An 18,428-nucleotide genomic window follows, 5' to 3' on the forward strand; every position below is an offset into this window, starting at 1 on the left:
CACACAAAACCCGATTTTCGGCTTTGTTTTCGCCATTCTGGCGACGCTATCACCACTGATTCTATCCACTATCCACATGGTTATGCACAGTCTGGTGGAAAAAGTTAGCAGTTTGGCTGTGGAAAACGTCTTTTCCCTTGAAATCTAGGCTTTTGAGGGCCGCTTTGACGTGGTTTTTCGCGTCAGAATGTGAGGTGTCTTTCGTTGAAAGCTGTCGTAATCCACAAGTTTGGGGTAGATTATTCACAGGCAGCGCTCTGATATTCACAGGGGCGCTGTTACCGCGCGCCAATTTGACCTACGGCTCAAATTTTCCTATCGTTATTCAGTCCTATGTGTGCGTTTTGTGACCTGCTCAGTTTTTAGAAGAGCCCGCGAAATCACACATTTTATAAAGAACGAGCGTCAGCCTGTTGTTATCCAGCTAGCTAGTAGCGGGTACGGCGCATCACTTAAAATTCTTGGAGTGTCACCGTGAGCAAGCGGACTTTTCAGCCAAACAACCGTCGTCGTGCTAAGAAGCACGGTTTCCGTCTTCGTATGCGTACCCGTGCGGGTCGCGCAATTCTTTCGGCTCGTCGCGGCAAGAGCCGCACCGAGCTTTCCGCATAAATTTGTGGATCAGCTTTTGGCTGCATAGTTCTGATGGACTCAACTAGATCCGTCTAGGCCAAAAATGTTGCCAAAGAATCAGCGATTGCGCTTAGCGCAAGACCTTACAGTCACTGTACGTTCCGGCGCCCGAAGCGGACGCCGGAACGTCGTGCTATATGCACGCCCTCGCCCCGAAGGGGTCATGGGGGACCGGTTTGGATTTATTGTCTCCAAGGCAGTGGGAATTGCGGTTAAGCGGAACCTGGCGAAACGTCGCATGCGCGAAGTTGCCCACGAGCTTAGGCGCGTGGATGGAAACCTGGATATCGTCGTTCGTGCCCTGCCTGGAGCTGCTGAGCTCTCTTGGGAAGAGCTGCGATCACAGGTCAACACTGCTTTCGCATCCGTGCTTCGTAAAACAGAGGTCCGCTGATGCGTAAGGACTTAACTTTCCGAACCGGACCTGTGTGGTTCATCATTGATATTCCACGCAATCTTCTTATCGGGTTTCTTAAGTTCTACCGAAAGATCATCTCGCCAATTTATGGCGATGTATGCCGATACTTTCCTAGCTGTTCTGCCTATGGGCTCGAAGCGGTGACTCAGCACGGTGCCGTCAAAGGTATCGTCTTGACTGCCTGGCGGGTTCTGAGGTGTAATCCATTTTCCCACGGCGGCGTAGACCACGTTCCGGAGGGTCCACGGATTTGGCCCGAAGGTAAACTGCCGAGGATCATAGTTCTGAATCATCCTGTGATTCCCGACGATGAAGACGCCGCGGATAGCGGCCACAAGGAGCTTGACCGCTAATGAACTTTCTAGACACCATATTGACTCCGTTCACGTATTCCGTGTCGTGGGTCCTGTGGGCCTTCCACGAACTGTTCACCATCATGGGTATGGACGAGGGCTCGGGAGTGACCTGGACCTTGTCCATCATCTTCCTGGTTCTGCTCATCCGTACACTGCTGATTCCGGTCTTCGTCAAGCAGATCAAGAGCCAGCGTGCGATGCAGGCGCTGCAGCCCGACCTGCGCAAGCTCCAGGCGAAGTACAAGGGCAAGACCGACCAGATGTCGCGTCAGGCCATGGTGCAAGAACAGCAGGCGCTGTTCAAGAAGCACAAGACCAACCCACTGTCTTCCTGCCTGCCTCTGCTCGTGCAGATGCCATTCTTCTTCGCCCTCTTCCGCGTGCTTAACGAAGCTTCCCGTGCCAGCGATGACGGCCGTTCAATCGGTGCCTTGTCCGCTGACCATATCCGCAGCTTCGACCAGTCCTCGATCCTCGGGGCACCGCTTTCCGAGACCTTCTTGGGCACCATCAATTCCGGTGCCATCAACTGGGCAGTAATCATCGTTGCGGTCATCATGATCCTCGCGATGACCGCCTCGCAGTTCTTCACCCAGCGCCAGCTGATGACCAAGAACATGAGCCAGGAAGCCCTGCAGGGCCCGTTCATGCAGCAGCAGAAGATGATGCTCTACATCCTGCCTCTGGTCTTCGGCATCGGTGGTATTAACTTCCCAATCGGCGTGCTGATCTACTGGACCGCATCGAACCTTTGGACCTTGGGACAGCAGTTCTGGGTCATTCGCAACAACCCAACTCCAGGCTCTGAGGCAGAACGCGAACTCAACGCTCGTCGCGCTGCCAAGGGTTTGCCTCCTGTGGGACAGAAGAAGCTGGATGAGTCCGAGACCCCAGCGATCGAAGAACCTAAGGGCCAGCGCGAGCAGCCAAAGCGTAAGAATCGCCGGAAGAAGTAGTCATGACTGCAACTGAGAACACCGAAGTATCTGAGCTGACCGACCAGGTCGAGCAAAATGAAGAGGTAGTCGACGAAGGCGATGTTGCCGCGGACTACCTAGAGGAACTGTTGGATATTGCCGATCTCGATGGCGACATCGACATCGAAATCCGTGGCGGACGAACGTACATTTCCATCGTCGCCGAGGAAGCCACCACCGACCTGAACAGCCTCGTAGGCAAGGACGGTGAGGTACTCGATGCACTGCAGGAGCTAACCCGCCTGGCTGTTCTCAATGCCACTGGCGAGCGTTCACGCTTAGTCTTGGACATTGCCGGGTATCGCTCAAACCGTGCCGAAGAACTGCAGCAGTTAGCCACGGAAGCCATCGCCGAGGCGCGAAAGTCGGGACAGCCAGTACACCTCGAGCCGATGAGCGCGTACGAACGCAAACTTGTTCACGATGTCATTGCGGATGCTGGACTGCATTCGGAATCCGAAGGTGAATCCACCCGTCGCCACATCGTCGTATCGACGCTGGATAACTAAGTAATTCGCACCGCGCGTTTTCAATCGTTCAAAGGAACTATGCAATGACTGAGGACCTCAGCCTTACAGCAGCGGAGACCGTAGCTGCCGAAAAGATTTTCGGTGACCGACTGGATCTTGCTAAGCGCTACGTAGCGCACCTTGCTACGTCAGGCATTGAACGAGGGCTGCTTGGCCCGCGTGAAGTCCCTCGTCTGTGGTCCCGCCACGTGCTCAACTGCGCCGTGATCGAGTCGTTGATGGAGCGCGATGCTGAAGTAGCCGATGTAGGCAGCGGTGCGGGCCTTCCTGGCCTGTGCTTGGCCATCGCACGTCCGGATCTCAAGCTGACGCTGATTGAACCCTTAGAACGCCGTTGCATCTGGCTGACAGAAGTCATCGACGACCTCGGTCTGGACAATGTGACCGTGATGCGTGGACGCGCCGAGCAGATGACTGAGACCATCAATGCCCGTTACGTGACTGCCCGAGCGGTCTCGGCGTTGAGTAACCTCGCAGGCCTGACCATCCCACTGCTGCACGGGCAAGGTGACCTTATCGCCATCAAGGGACGTTCCGCCGCAGAAGAAATTGATAAGGCGCAGAAGGTCATCCGCAAGCTTGGTGGCACCGAAACTAAGGTAGTCACTGTCGGTGAAGACATGCTGGAAGAAGTCACCACGGTGGTTCAAATCAAGGTTGGCTAATACTTAGGCGTTAGTCTTTAAGTAGCTTTAGATGCGGAATAACCCAAGACCTGAGTATCTTTCGAGATTCAGCTTGAACGCATACTAAGACGTTTGTTTTCGTGTGTTTCACGTGAAACATCGTCGGTGGGTTCATGGATTTTGAACGCATCAATTCACGAGGAGGAGTTTCACCTTTGTCCAAGGCTAAAGGTTCGTCGAGCAACGTTTTTGACTTTAATGATTCTTCTTCGCCGTTAGCTAGTCAGCTGGCCAATGAACATAGGCGCCGCGAAGCGATTTCGGAGCGAGAAGTCCCAACGCCGCCGAAGACTCGATACCTCACTATCTCCAACCAAAAGGGTGGAGTGGGCAAGACGACGACGGCAGTTAACCTTGCGGCGGGTTTGGCCAAGAGTGGTCTGAACGTTCTGGTAATCGATATCGACCCGCAGGGCAATGCATCGACAGCTCTAGGTATTGAGCATCATTCGGAAGTCGATAGCATTTACGACGTACTTATCAATGATCTTCCTTTGGCAGATGTCATTGCGACTTGCCCTGAGCTACCCACATTGGAAGTGGCCCCGGCAACTATTCATCTTGCGGGTGCTGAAATTGAATTAGTTTCTTTGGTGGCCCGAGAGCAGCGGTTGCAGCGAGCATTGGATGACTATGCGCGCACTCGTCAACGCAAGGGACTTCCTCGTCTGGACTACGTATTCATAGACTGCCCGCCGAGCTTGGGCCTATTGACTGTCAACGCATTTGTGGCTGCCAGGGAAGTGCTCATCCCAATTCAGTGTGAGTACTACGCGTTGGAGGGTCTGAGCCAGCTTTTGAAGAATATTGAGATGATTCAAAAGCATTTGAATTCAAAATTAACTGTTTCCACGATACTGCTCACCATGTATGACGGCCGGACCAATTTGGCGGCACAGGTAGCCAACGAAGTGCGGGAACATTTCCCAGAGCAAGTTCTCGGCGCCGTCATACCTCGATCTGTACGCATCTCGGAAGCCCCGAGTTACCAGCAGACCGTAATTACTTACGACCCGAGCTCCACCGGCGCGTTGTCTTATATGGAGGCAGCCATAGAGATCGCCGAACGAGCGGTAAAATCCTAAGACAGAACGTTCTAGACAACAAGATCTGGAATTCACTTGTTTTTCGTTGTTTTTAGGATAGAAGTTTCATCTTCAATAGACCCATGACTCCCTAAAAGGAAAATTGTCAACATCCCCCTAGTTACTCACGTAAACAGTAGACTAGTCGTGGGTTGAGAATTTGGATGAAAAGGAGTGCCGCTATATGGCTGACAAGAAGCGTGGCTTAGGCAGAGGGCTTGGTGCGCTGATTTCCAGTTCGCCATCCGGGGCTGTGGCAGAGATTAAAGACGATGTTTCACGTGAAACATCGATACCTACCTCCGACCAGAGCAAGACGAAGACAGCTCGTCCTGTAGACATGTTCTTTGAGCCGGGACGCAAGTCGGCTTCCTCTGCGCCGAAAGCGGCACCTGCAAAGAGTGCGAAGAAGCCTCGGGCGGCAATGCCTGGACTCAACACGACCGTCGCTCCGCGCAAGACCGAACCTGTCCCGCAGAGTAACGACCGGGGAGGGGTGCTGGAGGAGCCGGCAAATGGCTTGGTAGACGTACCGGGAGCTCGTTTTGCTGAACTCAACGTTGACCAGATTCATCCGAACCGTAAGCAACCCCGAACGAATTTTGACCAGGAACACATGGATGAACTCATCCATTCGATTCGGGAAATTGGCCTGCTCCAGCCAATTGTTGTTCGTCCCTCGCGAGAAGACAACGATGCACCATATGAACTGGTCATGGGTGAACGTCGTTGGAGGGCGACTCAGGCCGCAGGACTGTCTACGATTCCGGCTATCGTCCGAGATACGCTGGATACCGACCTACTTCGTGATGCACTCCTTGAGAATCTTCACCGTTCGCAGCTCAACCCACTTGAAGAGGCCGCGGCTTACCAGCAGCTTCTTGAAGAATTCAATTGCACTCAGGAAGTACTTTCGGATCGTATTGGGCGATCACGCTCGCAGATTTCGAACACAATCCGGCTGATGAAACTGCCTGCCCTGGTGCAGCGACGAGTGGCCGCCGGCGTATTGTCGGCCGGGCATGCACGTGCACTGCTCGGTTTATCCAATGGAGAAGCAATTGAGCAACTTGCTCAACGAATCGTCAATGAAGGATTGTCCGTTCGCGCTACGGAGGAGGCAGTGGCCCTTAGCGGCGACAAGCCAGCTAAGAAGACCGTTAAGGCACGTGAGAACCAGCGTAACGAGCGGCTGGATTTTTTGGCGACGTCGTTGGCTGATCGTTTGGACACTAGCGTCAAGATTCAATTGGGTACCAAAAAAGGTAAAGTCAGCATCGAGTTTGCCTCGGTGGAGGACCTAAATAGAATTATGGAAGTCCTAGATCCGGACTTGAAGAAGTAGCCACTTGCTCTTGCGGTGTCGGGTATGTTTCACGTGAAACATACCCGACACCATTTTTTTTATCCGCCTACGCGCAGCAAGCCGGATACACCGAATGATCCTTGTAAGCGCTTCAGCCGGTCGAACTGACCAGAATTGGAGGAGACCTCAGCCTAGGGCGTACATGGCTTCTGAGGGGCTGCGCACAGGCCATGCTGGGCACTTAGAAGGAAGGAGTCAACCAGACCAGAGATGCTGCAAGCATGTCAGTCGAGGAAACAGATCAGCGGTGACCCGTGAAAACACAAAAACGGAAAGGCGGAACACCGTGAACCGAATCAGTTCTTGCCCAGAATGCGAGCGTCACCCAAACTTGACCTCATTGAACCAGTAGTGACTTTCCTAAACCGAAAACGGTCCGATGTAACTTATTTGATCTAGGAATCCTTGCAGCTGAATTCTCTTCTCATCCGGCGATGTTGAAACCGTTGATTTGATTCACGCAGATAATGGCTCAAGTGTTCAGCTTCGGATCTGACAGTAGCGTGCTCGTTGTTCGCGTAATTGTGGATATGCGAGAGCGGTACCTGCACCTCTGATTGAAGTAAGTTTCAGGGCCCAGAACTACTGCCATATCGAATGTCCTTGAACAAGGTCACCGGGCAGAAGGACCAGCGGTAACGAGCTCGGTTCTATGCCGACCAAGGTGCACTTGGAACAATCTGATGGTTGCTTCGGGCGTGAGCGCGTGGCGATGGGAGAAGCAATGAGAGTTCAAATCGTTGTCTGCTCTAATTTGGCCATGTCTGATAGATGCAATGAAAGGGGAGGCGCCGACCATCTGGGTGGCGCATTGCCTTCATATAATGAGACGGTCATCAGCAGTACCTTTGTTGAAGGTGGTCGCTGATAAGACGGCGGGCTTTGATCATTCACTCAGCGAATGCGGTGGTTTATTAGGATGTCGCATTAATTGTCCGCCAGTGGGCAATTTTCTGGCCGCACGTCGGCTGATCTCCATGCACGCCAACAGATTCCTGACGATTGAAGGCGTGCCAACGAATTGCCGGGCAAACGACGATCATGTTTTGAGAACTCGTTAGTGTTGAATATTAGTAGGTTTGGGGACCCCGCAACGTTGCCTATTGGAGCCAGCGTTATTGCCGTTGGGGACCAGCAGTCCCTTTGGAAAAGTAATTAGGGCTACGTAGTGAAAATATCTTGATTCGCGCTGGGGAAGTTTGCGGTTTATTGCCTTCGGGGTATCCCGTATTGTGAATTCGCCCGGTCGCGGTAATAGCCGTTGGAGACGGTTCCAGCAAGCTCGGGCAGGAACTAGCGGCACGATTGAATACCGCAGGAATGAGGATAAGCCAGGGGGCAGACATTCACTACACTCGAATATTGTACCGATGCGTTCCTATCGGGGGAGGTACTATAGACTCCGTGATCCAGAGGATCCGTTGGTCTACTTTGCTTCATTGCCTAGAACCGTAAAATAACCAGCTGCACGTTGCCCTAAATACAGGCCTTAGGGGGCATAAAAACGTCATCCACGCTGTGAGTGCCACCAGCCTTCGGAGTTGCGTATCCTGTGGTACCTCAGTGCTTTATCTATTCTGTACCGGCAACGGTTTACGGGCAGGATTTTTTGTGAACATGCCGAGTGATGATTGCAACAGCATTGTCTGTGGGCGGTGCTATTCATTTTCGTCGCATTGGGTATAGCTCTCCAAAGCGATTTTTCGAGTCCTAGAACAACTAGGTTCACAGATCTTCGACTAGCACCAGAGACGGAGCGACTGACAAGATTCCATTTGGCAGCGTTCAACAGAGGGCATGGGCATTCCCTCTGTTCCTCGGATGGTAGATAGCCGAAGGCATCTTCTTGGTGTAGAAGTAATCGAGGTGGGTTGGTCGGATAGTGTTGCTACCTTGCTACCTTGCTACCTTGCTACCTTGCCAGCTCCGACGCTTACCCTCGAATCTAGTGGTACGGATCGAAAGGCAATATTCGGTGACACTCAAGGCTCCGAATACTCATGTATTCACGCATAGAATCATCGGCTTTCCAGTGGCGTCGAGGACGCTGATATTTGACCGTAGGTCCAAACTGAGCTCCGAATGCTCGAGCGTGTTCGGTTTAAAATTAGCTAGACGCGATCGGTGCTGGTCTCGCTAAAGCTCCGGTTCGTATTCAATAAATCAGAATATCTTGGATATGGGGCATGCTCTGTTTCACGTGAAACATGGCGCCATGGATCGGCTGACATCGGAACTACATTGCGTGTCACCAATGTAGAAGGAACTAGCGGGCTGGATCGAATCCCAAAATCATAGAGTGATCATAGTAAGTACTGAGAACCGATGATGAGGATAATCTCTAGATGCTCTGCCAGGGGGCGCCTGCAGCGCATCTGATGTCCAACACCGACATCGAGATTACCTACGACATCCAACACGCTGATTGAATTTCAGTTCAGACAAGTCGGATGGCAATATTTCTCAACCCTGCCGGCAACACTGTCAAAGCTGTAGCGGTCCGAGCTCAATCCTTAGATGATATCGATAGTTGGATCGGCATCACGACTAGATACAAGATACTTCTGAATGAATTTGGCACCGCCCAATCGATCACGGCGAATAATATCCTTGGAAGTCCAGTTGCATCATGGGAGTGCATGCTTCTGTCCTGCAGCAATTTCTAGTGATACCCATGTTGGCACCCCAGTCACGAAGAAGATCAGGGGAGTAGGGCGTATGTGAAATATCGGGACCTTTCAGCTCTTGAGCGCTGAACAAGTGTCCGATGTAGAGGTTACCAAGAAGAGGTAGACAGGTCCGACTGACGAGATCATGGGCGTAGCAGACGGGATGTATACCTTCGGAATGATCGGTGATCTGATGTCACTGCGACAGTACGGCACACGCTTCGATTGAAGTTGCGTTCGGTATTTTCGCGCGGTAGCTCCAAATCCCATACTCAATGAATACTGATCGAAAATCGGGAGGTATGGGAGCCTCCGGATATACCCTTCCATAGCCACCAATGTGCTTGTTGAGGGCCCGAACCTTTCGGGAGGCACCACGTAACCGCAACAACATCCTATAGCCTAGTCCAAGGACCTTTTCTCCCTCATGTTGTAGCTCGTAGTATCGACTCAGATCGTATTTTGCCCGATCCGCTCCATGATCGCGTCCATGCAGGAATTTGAGTGTCACTCCGACTCTCGGGAATTGCTTAGACACCGTATTCCAGTCAGGCGGAGTGAACGAGCCCTAATGCTCCCCGAGGCCAGGGACTAAAAACTACCAAACAGGTTCCTATAGTTTGCCTGGGTTCCCGTTCCGGTGTTTTCGGTTTCTAATTCGGCATCTAGGACGTTGTATGCGTTGTTTCTGAAGATGTTTCGCGAGACGTCGATACTCCGCCCCGATATTCCTTCGACGGGAAGCAAGCGTGTCAGCTTCGCATTGTTTTATCGCACCAATTGCATTGCTCCCTCCAACAGATGTTGTCATATGGCGGAAGGATTCCAATTCATGGCTCTCAGGGGCGCCATTGGCGGTTCTGAGTGGCCATATTGGCGCTTTCAAATCGTCAAATATTCAACTGATCCGCTTCCCGAGCGATTTCACGATCGTATTTTTCTGAACGTCTACTCCTGTGGCAACCGACGGTACTACGTGTGGGACTATCCCAAAGAAACATGAATGTTCTCTTTGGGCACTGCCATAGGGTTCACCGGCATCGTTGGGATCTACGTTGCCGAAGGCTGCCCGACCCGACGAAAGAAGCCTGGCAGACTTCGCGAGAAGGATTCAATGGCTACGGTTACGTTCCACAAGTCCATAGCGATGAGAATAACGTCGCGATGGATGGAGTCTTGCCGGCATGTGCCAAGGAAAAATTGCTTCTGGTTCGGAACGTTGCTGCTTGGAGATATGCACGCCGCTGTTGTCGCTCAACGTTATCTTGTACTCAGTGTCTGGAGACTTAGTTACTCGGCATCGGCATCCGTTGCGAGATGAGATGGGCAGGCTCTTCCGCGGTACCATCTGGAACGTTTTCGAAAGGTTCAGAATACTGGAGATCATCCGTGCTGTTGGGCATGGACATTCGCATTGGCGGCCGCTGTATCTCCGGCACAAGTAGGTACCGTCTCCCAACGGAAATATCGGTAGCATCCAGCATGTCGCGCAATCGGGACAGGTGCGAAATGAAGGGCTTATCCCAGATGTAGTGGGGGAGAGGTACTAGGCAAATATCGGCTGTCTGCATCTCGTTCTCGTTTGCCGGCGTTTGAGAGCTACTAGGAGTTCCGCTCAAAAACGATGACTGTGCACTTGTGATTTCTCGCTGAAAGCCAGTGTGGGACAAAAGGTCATCTATCCAGATTAGGCACCTGACGAATCGATGAGAACATCCGACCGAATCACTGGCTGCTCCCGCAGTGATTCTGGAACTCATTACGGGTAATCGGGATGTGGCGCCAGGTTCTACAATGGCGTCTGCGACGAAACGGTTTTTATAGTTCTTGCTACCGTCTAGGCGTAGTGCTGATATTTTTCACTACACTTGGGGCAGTTCGGTTCGCGGTCCTCCTGATACTCATCATCTGCGCGTGTTTCACGTGAAACATTCTTCACTCACTTAAAGGTTGGAATTACAGAATCCATGGTGTTGTATAGCTGGCGACGAGAAAAGCCGCTCCATGTCAGCACGGGACGCAAATATGTTCTTCGGGTACAGAATTGTGCGCTACTGGTCCCTTCCATTATTGAAAACGGCGATCGTCGACGCGCGATTTCGAACGTCAATCAACGGAAGACAGAATGGAATCTAGCCCTTTCGAGGCCAGACCAGAAATGACGTTTGTTTCACGTGAAACAACGCTATTTGCGAGACGACATGGTATTCACCGTTCGACGATCGGGGGCGGGCGGACCAGATTGTCTGATAAATGAGGTTCGGTCGATTTCAGAACTGATTGCGGCTGCGCCAACGAACATTCACTCTTAACGTCAAGTTTTCACTGGCAGATCTCGGGACCTAACTAACCACCAGAAGGTGGAACAGTTCCGGGAGCGACACGTGTATTGATCCTCTGACAACGAAGCCTCTGGCATCAGCGGCTTGGTTCTGGGGTGCATGCGGACGCGATTATGGATCGAATCATTCACAATACGACGTGGTGCGAAACCGGGACGTACAACATGCGTGAGCAGTTGAACCTCGTATAGAAAGGAATACCGTTGGCGGCCAGTGGCACCCTTCAGGGCAGCTGCTGGTCCCCAACGGCAATAACGCTGGCTTTCAAAGGCAATATTGGGTGGTCCCCAAACCTACTAATATTCAACAACACCCTTGATCCGTAGCCATGAGGGTTGCACCTACATGTTGAAGTTGCCCGGCTCAACCCAGATCCTATGCTGAACAAACCGATCCAAGTTCGTATCCGCGTGAACCCCTGAATTGAACCTGGCAGGCCAGACAGATTGCTTGTAGTGAGTGCAGAGCCTGTTGCCGTCGAGCCATACGGGCGTTGCTTCGCTTTCTACGACATCCGCCGAAAGTCTCCCCATAGAGGGTCTGCTTATTCAGAGGTCTTCAAGGGCTCTAAGGGTGGCTCAGACGGAAGATTATCGTGTTTCGTTGGCAAGGCCGCTGGAAGGCATTATTGCTGCCTCACAATGAGTCAAATGCTCTACTTGGGGGAGGTGAATCTATTCTAGGAGGACGGATGGCAAACTACCGTGGCATCATGCGTCCACTCGTTCGAGTACACAGACGCAGCGCTATCGTCAGACCCGGGAACTGTCCACCGTGGGCTGCCAACAACACTATGAAGGCCCCTGAACGACCAACTACTTACGACGACTATAGGTCACGTTGATAATCTCGGCGAGGTACAACTGGACCTGCGTTTTCCCAATAGATGACCCCAACAATACGCGTGCTTCTAGGAGCCTGCTTTCTCACCAGTAATCGAATCAATGAAGACCGATCGGTTCTTCTCGTTGCCGCGTTCCCGAGAAAGCTCAGTGAGTTGCTAGTCAGCGCAAAAGAGAAACGGGTATCCGAGATAGCGCCTTATTAGCCGAACCGCGTCGATATCCACGACTTGGCATCGACGCTCTAACACGAGTGCAGCGACTGGACAGCGAAGGTAGTTCAGCGGTCACCAATTCTCAATAACTGGTACACCAGTACCGGTTACGTGGACCGGTCTCCTGGACTTGCTGTATCGAAGTAGAGTAGCGACACATGGTTGCGAACGTTCTGAGGTCCATCCGGTCCGTTCTCGCTCCATGCTTCTGGTCCTGATTACTTGACACATTCAGTGAGGAGAGACGCTTGCCAGGTACGTCGTAGGGCGGGCCGTTACATTGAGAGACCCCCATCCAGCGTCTTCTTCTTTGAGCTCGCAAGGCACCGTTGCACGTCTTCTACTGCCGAATCTCGAAGGTAGTCTTTTTCCTGAATTTTCCTGGTCTATATCCCAAGCAACATAGGAATCAGGAACATGAAAATTTTAAAGATGAGTTCACTTCTGACTAGCACTACTGAGTTTCAAACGAGGATCGACTTGTGCATGGCAGCCTCGGGATTCATGACTGGTAAGAAGATTGGTGCCGCTAGCGGATGTCGTCATCTATGCAAAGTAATCGCCGAAGATGCTCATGTTGGTAAGCGGCTATCGATATCTGGAAGGTGCTCTAAACTACTTTGCACGCTAACGGGTTGCTTCGAAGAAAGTTGAAGTAGCCAGAGATCGAAGCGCACGTGCTACCTGCAGCCGGTTGGGTGAGCGCCGTGTTTTCCGTCGATATGTTGAATCTGACCAACAAACACACATGGAAATGAAATCTCCAATTTACTTGAGAGAAAACAAGCTATATTACTTGGTTAAATACGTCGTAGCTCTGAGGCGCGTTTTCTGAGCATAGCCACCACGCCCTGACTAGCGGTAGGGACAAAAATAGGCGTTGAGCTCGAAATCTCAACGCCTATTTTGACAACTACTTAGGATCTACAGGTATTCTGCAAATTCCTTCTCAATGACAGCCTTTGGCTTAGCACCGAGCGAGGAGGCGACGTGCTCGCCATCCTTGAAAACGAACATTGCAGGAATGCTGGTGATGCCGTACTTCGCGGAAATCGCCTGGTTCTCATCGATGTTCAGCTTTACGATGGTGACCTTGTCTGCGTGCTCCTCAGCGATCTGATCCAGGATTGGGCTCAGCTGACGGCATGGACCGCACCACTCTGCCCAGAAATCTACGATTACTGGCTTCTCGGACTCCAGAACTTCTGCCTGGAAGGTTGCTTCGGTTACTGCCTTAGCGTTACTCATGTGAGTGAACCCCTTTCTGCGAATTATTAGTTGGTTACCTTGGCCGGGGTCTTGACGTTGGCCAAGTAATGCTCGACGTCCTGAGCAGCGGCGCAGCCGGAAGCTGCGGCGGTGATTGCCTGACGGTAGTTTGAATCGATGACGTCGCCAGCTGCGTAAACACCAGGCAACGAAGTACGCGAAGAACGGCCGTCGACGGCGATGGTGCCTTCTGCGGTTAGCTCCAGCTGATCCTTGACGAGATCCACGCGTGGATCATTGCCGATGGCTACGAAGATTCCGGTGACATCCAGGGTGGACTCTTCGCCGGTGTTGCGGTTCTTCACGACGAGGCCGTTGACCTTGTTTTCGCCGTTAATGCCGACAACCTCGGAGTCCCAGACGAATTCGATCTTTTCGTGTGCCAAGGCGCGATCCGCCATGATCTTCGACGCGCGAAGTTCGCTGCGGCGGTGCACCACGATGACCTTTGCCGCGAACTTGGTCAGGAAGAGAGCTTCTTCCATTGCGGAGTCGCCGCCGCCGATGACGGAGATCGTCTGGTCGCGGAAGAAGAAACCATCGCAGGTAGCACACCAGGAGACACCGTGGCCGGAGAGGCGTTTTTCGTCTGGAAGGCCCAGCTCGCGGTAGGCAGAGCCAGTGGAAACAATGACGGTGCGGGCGCGGTACACGGTACCGTCGGCCAACGACAGGGTCTTGATTTCGCCGTCGAGCTGCATCTCGGTGACATCATCGAAGAGCACCTCGGCGCCGAAGCGCTCGGCCTGCTTCTGCATGTTGTCCATCAGGTCAGGGCCCATGATGCCCTCGGGGAAGCCTGGGAAGTTTTCGACGTCCGTGGTGTTCATCAGTTCGCCACCGGCGGTGACTGAGCCGGCAATGACCAACGGGTTCAGGTTCGCACGCGCGGTGTAAATCGCAGCGGTATAACCCGACGGGCCGGAGCCGACGATGATTACGTCGCGGATTTCGTCGTTCTGTGCTGAAGTCACGAGGGTAGAACCCTTTCGTTCTAATAATGCGAAGTGGATAGCAAGGTCTAACCTCACTATCCACCTCAACGCATTGCTTTGGTAAAAAATTCCGCTTCTGTTACTTGGCGGAGAACTCGCCGATCTGCAAGCCGAATGGACGGGAGGCATTGGCGCCCGAAGCACGGCGTGGCAGGTCAGTGACGTTGAGGAATACGTGCGTGCCTGCCATCTGATCGGAGTCATCGCCCTTGACCGGAACGGAGATCGATGGACCGGAGAACGAGCCCTTGGCCACAGACTTCGCATCGCCCAGATCATCTGAGGTACCTACGAGGATCTCGTAGTCGCCACCGGTGGCATTCAGGCCCTCGAGATTGATTTCGGAGATTCCCGATTCCTCTTCAAGCTCCAGGATGAAGACCATATTCGAGGAGAAGCCACCGAAGTTGCTGGTGGTGTACGAGTAGGTCTTGTAGGTGCTCGAAGGATTGCCGTCGATCATGTCGCCGAGGGTGTTGTCGGTTTCCGCATTAAGCTGCTGGTTGCCTGGCACCAGACGCGAGACATCATCGACCTTTGGAGCCGGCAGTGAAGGCTCGCTTGGCGTTTCAGCCTCGTCCTGGGTCGGTGCGGCCGCGGTTTCGGACGGGGCGGTCGAAGGATCGGCAGTTGTGTCCTTACCTGCGCCACCCAAGAAGTTGAAGGCGAAAACGATGCCGATGATCAGCACCGCGATCAGCACGGCGCCCACGAGCAGACGTACGCCCTTCGAGGTGCCTTCGTCTTCCTCTTCCTCCAGTGGCTCTGGAACGTCCTGTGCAGGAACGCCCTTGGCGGCTGCAGGGAAGGTAGAAGCCTTCGGTGCGGAAGCTGCGGCGATGCCGGCCATAGCTGCTGCCTTTTTCTGCGCAGGCTTCTTTGGCTCTTCTTTTTTCGGCTCCTCTTTCTTAGGAGCAGATCCCTTGGACTGGGCCGCAGCCGCGAGGGCGGCCGTTGCGGTGACATTGGGTTCCTCATCGTCGTCCAGACGGGTCACCTTGGGCTTAGGGGTCGCAGAAGCCTTGTTTGCCGGTGAGATCGGGGTTGCCACCGTGGGGGTGGTTACCTGGGCATTGGGTGCGGTCTGATCGTCGGTATTTTCTTCGACGTACTCGTCTTCATCGACGGATTCCGCGGCGGTGGCATTCTTGCGGCCAAAACGGTTCTTCAAACCGGCGAACCCGCTGCTCAGCGCGTTGCCAACCTTGTTCTGTTCTTCAGGCTCGTCTTCGTAGCGCAGCTGTTCGTAGTATTCAGCATCGTCTTCGTAAGTCTCGGGTACCGACTGACGGGACTCGCCGAATAGCTCGGTGCCCAGGGTATCAGTGAAGAACGGTTCGACGTACGGCGCGTCTTGTGCCTCGAGCACCAGATCCAGCAGGTCGGCTGAGCGGGCGACGTTCGCCACTAAGTAGCTTTGATTCGTTTCGGTGATCCCAAGGTCCAGTACCTGGACGTTGGCCTGACGCTCGCCCATGGCAATTTCACGCGCGCTGGTGGCCAGCTGCGAGGAGTTGGCCGCGGAAGCGACCACGATGCTGACCGATCGGTTGAGCACCTGATCGATGCCGCCAAGCACCAGATCTCCCTCGGCTGTGGTCAGAACGGTTTCGGTGACCTGGTAGCGCCCGCTAAGGACAGAACCGACATCGATGGGCTGCGACACGTGCATCTCCAAGGTTTGATTGCTTCGAACGGCAGGCAGACCCACCATCCTTCATGTTACCTGCCCAAACCCGTCATTTGTTGGTCATTTGAGCAGAATCACGGCTTGGAAAGGCGCGGAATTCTGCGCATAAGCGGGCCGAGGAATCCGGCGAGCTCCGGGACCTTGGTCCGATGCAACAACAACACAAAGCTTATGGCCATAACTAGGCCCACAACACAGATCGTGACAGCGGCGCTGAACAGCGATTCATAAGCGAATCCGAAGCTGAAACCACCCAATAAAGCCAGGGGAATGCAGCCAATAATTGCAGACAGGGTGGCCATCCAACCGATTCGTATATAGGTGTCGATGACCTTGGTGACGCCATAGTCGCCGTAGCGTCGTTTGATCAGATAATGCGTGATGACTGCCGAGATGACATTGGTGATGCCGTAGATGAAGGCAATCGCTGCGGCAATATTTATCGGGTCGACCAGCCAGGCTGCCAACACGGCGCCGATCAGACCGATCGCGGCAATGCTGCTCTGGATCAGCATGGGAGTCCGGGTGTCTTCGTCGGCGAAAAAGACGCGCAACATGAAGAACTGGATCGACTTGAACGGAAGCCCCAGAGCGGTGAGGACCAGCAACTGGCCGATGGCGGCTGCCGCTTGAACGGAATTTTCGGAACTGCCGGCGAAGAGGCGCCCCAACGGACCGGCCAATACGATGAAGACCACGGTGAAGAAAATGATAGGGATTGCGGTAGAGCGCATGCCCTGGTTGAGCAGTGGTCCGATATCTTTGCGCCGGCGGTCGGCAAAGGCTCGGGTGAAGTCATTAAAAAGGACGGTGGCCACGGTCAGTGCGAACAGTGAATGTGGCAACACGGTGATTAGCTGCGAGGTATTCAGCGCGTATTCGCCGGCTACTGAGGCGGCCTGTTCGGCAGATAGTTCGGTACGGGCCGCCGTCGCTCCGGAGACGATTTTCGAGTAGATCAAAGAAGAGATGTTGCCGATGACCATCGCCGCCAGCGTCCAGATAGCTAGCCGGCCGACCCGGCGCAGTCCCATCCCACGCCAGGAGAAATCGAAGCGGAGCTTGAGGTGAGTCTTCTTCAATGGCCAGAGCAGTACGAGAGATTGCATGATGATGCCTAGGGTCGCACCGCCGGCAAGCCATATAGTTTTTCCGGTGCTCCAAGAATCCATCGGATCGCCCGAAGAATAGGCGCCGAAGACCAGCATGAACGAGCCGATTACCAATAATTGGATCAGGTTATTGGCCGCAGGAGCCCACATGAAGGCGGCGAATCTGCCGTGCGCATTGAGGACCTGCCCAAGCACCGCATATAGCCCGTAGAAGAAGATCTGTGGCAAGGACCAATAGGCGAACGCCGTGCCGAGCGCGATCATCGGATCGGTCCAGTTGTTAGTGAGCGCAATGATAATTGGTTGGGCGCACAAGGTCAGCACAACCGTCAGCGTACCCATCACCACGATGGTGAGGGTGACTAGCTTCGAGGTGTATGCGGCTCCACGGTCCTTGGCCTTGGAGGCCTTGATAAGTTGTGGAATCAACACCACGTTGAAGACGCCGCCAGCTAGCAGCATGAAGATGATCGTCGGGATGACGTTCGCCTTCTCGAAGATATCTGCCACCGAGGTGACCGAACCAATGGCCATGGCCAGCATGGCGGTGCGGACGAAGCCGAGCATGCGGGAAACCAATGTGCCCGACGCCATCAGCGCATAGGTTTTTGATCTTCCACCGGAAGCCGGGGCCGCTGGTGTCGCTAGTTCAGTAACCTGTTCGTGGGTTCCGGTATTCGGCTGATCGGGGCTGAGCGGTGAATTAGGAACCTGAGACATACTTCGTAAGGACCTCGCGTGCCAGGTCAGCGATCCGGCGTTCATTAGGGAAGGAAAGACGCTTACCGAGCGCATTCAAGGGTACCCATGCGACATCTACCGCCTCATGGTCTGGGTCGTTCTCGATCGTGAGGTGTCCGCCGGTGGCTTCCAGGAGGAAATGGTGCACGGTCTTATGAACCCGGTAATTGGTTACTGTGAACCAGTAGTCCACAGAGCCCAGCGGAGCGAGGATACGACCGGCAATGCCGGTTTCTTCTTCGATCTCGCGGACGGCAGCTTCCTCATTGATCTCTTCGCCCTCGGGGTGCCCCTTAGGAAGGCACCATTCCAAACGTCCACCGCGGTTGTACCGTGCAATGATTGCGACTGGAAAATCAGGGTTGTCAAAGTCAATAACAATGCCGCCGGAGGAAACTTCTTCGACCGTTGGAAGTGTCTGAGGACCGCCGGACGCCTGCGCAGAAGCCATTGACGCAGTCAATGGCGTGCGCTTTGGGGCAGACGGGATCGGACGGTTCAT

Annotated in this window: 13 protein-coding genes; 8 read left to right on the forward strand and 5 right to left on the reverse strand. The window is 53.6% G+C overall.

Annotated features, from left to right (window positions below; all coding sequences use genetic code 11):
- Positions 1–474 precede the first annotated feature (474 nt).
- The 8 genes from rpmH (at position 475) to CQ019_RS07085 (ending at position 6,030) form a co-directional block, all read left to right on the forward strand.
- The gene (gene rpmH, locus CQ019_RS07050) at positions 475–612 is read left to right on the forward strand and encodes a 50S ribosomal protein L34 (RefSeq protein WP_096257183.1); all 138 of its coding nucleotides are present in this window, start codon (positions 475–477) and stop codon (positions 610–612) included.
- 64 nt (positions 613–676) lie between these two features.
- Positions 677–1,027, forward strand: coding sequence for a ribonuclease P protein component (rnpA, locus tag CQ019_RS07055; RefSeq protein ID WP_105569330.1), 351 nt, complete (start codon positions 677–679; stop codon positions 1,025–1,027).
- Complete coding sequence (gene yidD / locus CQ019_RS07060; RefSeq protein WP_105569331.1) at positions 1,027–1,404, forward strand: membrane protein insertion efficiency factor YidD; 378 nt, start codon at positions 1,027–1,029, stop codon at positions 1,402–1,404. The genes rnpA and yidD overlap by 1 nt, the downstream gene beginning before the upstream one ends.
- Positions 1,404–2,363 carry a membrane protein insertase YidC gene (yidC, locus tag CQ019_RS07065; protein WP_105554051.1) on the forward strand — a complete coding sequence of 320 codons (960 nt, stop codon included), beginning with the start codon at positions 1,404–1,406 and terminating at the stop codon, positions 2,361–2,363. Before yidD ends, yidC begins: the two co-directional genes overlap by 1 nt.
- A gap of 2 nt (positions 2,364–2,365) precedes the next feature.
- Positions 2,366–2,893 (forward strand): R3H domain-containing nucleic acid-binding protein, encoded by a 528-nt coding sequence (locus CQ019_RS07070; RefSeq protein ID WP_105554050.1) that lies wholly within the window; start codon positions 2,366–2,368, stop codon positions 2,891–2,893.
- A 44-nt stretch (positions 2,894–2,937) separates the two neighbouring features.
- A complete protein-coding gene (gene rsmG / locus CQ019_RS07075; RefSeq protein WP_096282904.1) occupies positions 2,938–3,579 on the forward strand; it encodes a 16S rRNA (guanine(527)-N(7))-methyltransferase RsmG in 642 nt (213 codons plus the stop codon).
- A 134-nt stretch (positions 3,580–3,713) separates the two neighbouring features.
- A complete protein-coding gene (locus CQ019_RS07080) occupies positions 3,714–4,685 on the forward strand; it encodes a ParA family protein (RefSeq protein ID WP_258133632.1) in 972 nt (323 codons plus the stop codon).
- Positions 4,686–4,869: 184 nt separating this feature from the next.
- Positions 4,870–6,030, forward strand: a complete 1,161-nt coding sequence (locus tag CQ019_RS07085; RefSeq protein WP_105554048.1) for a ParB/RepB/Spo0J family partition protein — start codon at positions 4,870–4,872, stop codon at positions 6,028–6,030.
- A 7,013-nt stretch (positions 6,031–13,043) separates the two neighbouring features.
- Here the strand turns inward: CQ019_RS07085 and trxA are convergent.
- The 5 genes from trxA to CQ019_RS07120 all read right to left on the reverse strand — a co-directional run bounded on the left by trxA (position 13,044) and on the right by CQ019_RS07120 (position 18,428).
- Positions 13,044–13,367, reverse strand: a complete 324-nt coding sequence (gene trxA, locus CQ019_RS07100; RefSeq protein WP_096282898.1) for a thioredoxin — start codon at positions 13,365–13,367, stop codon at positions 13,044–13,046.
- Positions 13,368–13,393: 26 nt separating this feature from the next.
- The gene (gene trxB, locus CQ019_RS07105) at positions 13,394–14,362 is read right to left on the reverse strand and encodes a thioredoxin-disulfide reductase (protein ID WP_105554046.1); all 969 of its coding nucleotides are present in this window, start codon (positions 14,360–14,362) and stop codon (positions 13,394–13,396) included.
- 100 nt (positions 14,363–14,462) lie between these two features.
- The gene (locus CQ019_RS07110; protein WP_146112483.1) at positions 14,463–16,049 is read right to left on the reverse strand and encodes a hypothetical protein; all 1,587 of its coding nucleotides are present in this window, start codon (positions 16,047–16,049) and stop codon (positions 14,463–14,465) included.
- A gap of 98 nt (positions 16,050–16,147) precedes the next feature.
- Entirely contained in the window at positions 16,148–17,905 is a 1,758-nt protein-coding gene (gene murJ, locus CQ019_RS07115) for a murein biosynthesis integral membrane protein MurJ (RefSeq protein WP_258133631.1), read from the reverse strand.
- Positions 17,889–18,428 carry an NUDIX hydrolase gene (locus CQ019_RS07120; protein ID WP_105554043.1) on the reverse strand — a complete coding sequence of 180 codons (540 nt, stop codon included), beginning with the start codon at positions 18,426–18,428 and terminating at the stop codon, positions 17,889–17,891. The genes murJ and CQ019_RS07120 overlap by 17 nt, the downstream gene beginning before the upstream one ends.

The sequence above is a fragment of the Arthrobacter sp. MYb229 genome, assembly GCF_002975405.1.
In the GTDB taxonomy this organism is placed as follows: Bacteria; Actinomycetota; Actinomycetes; order Actinomycetales; family Micrococcaceae; genus Glutamicibacter.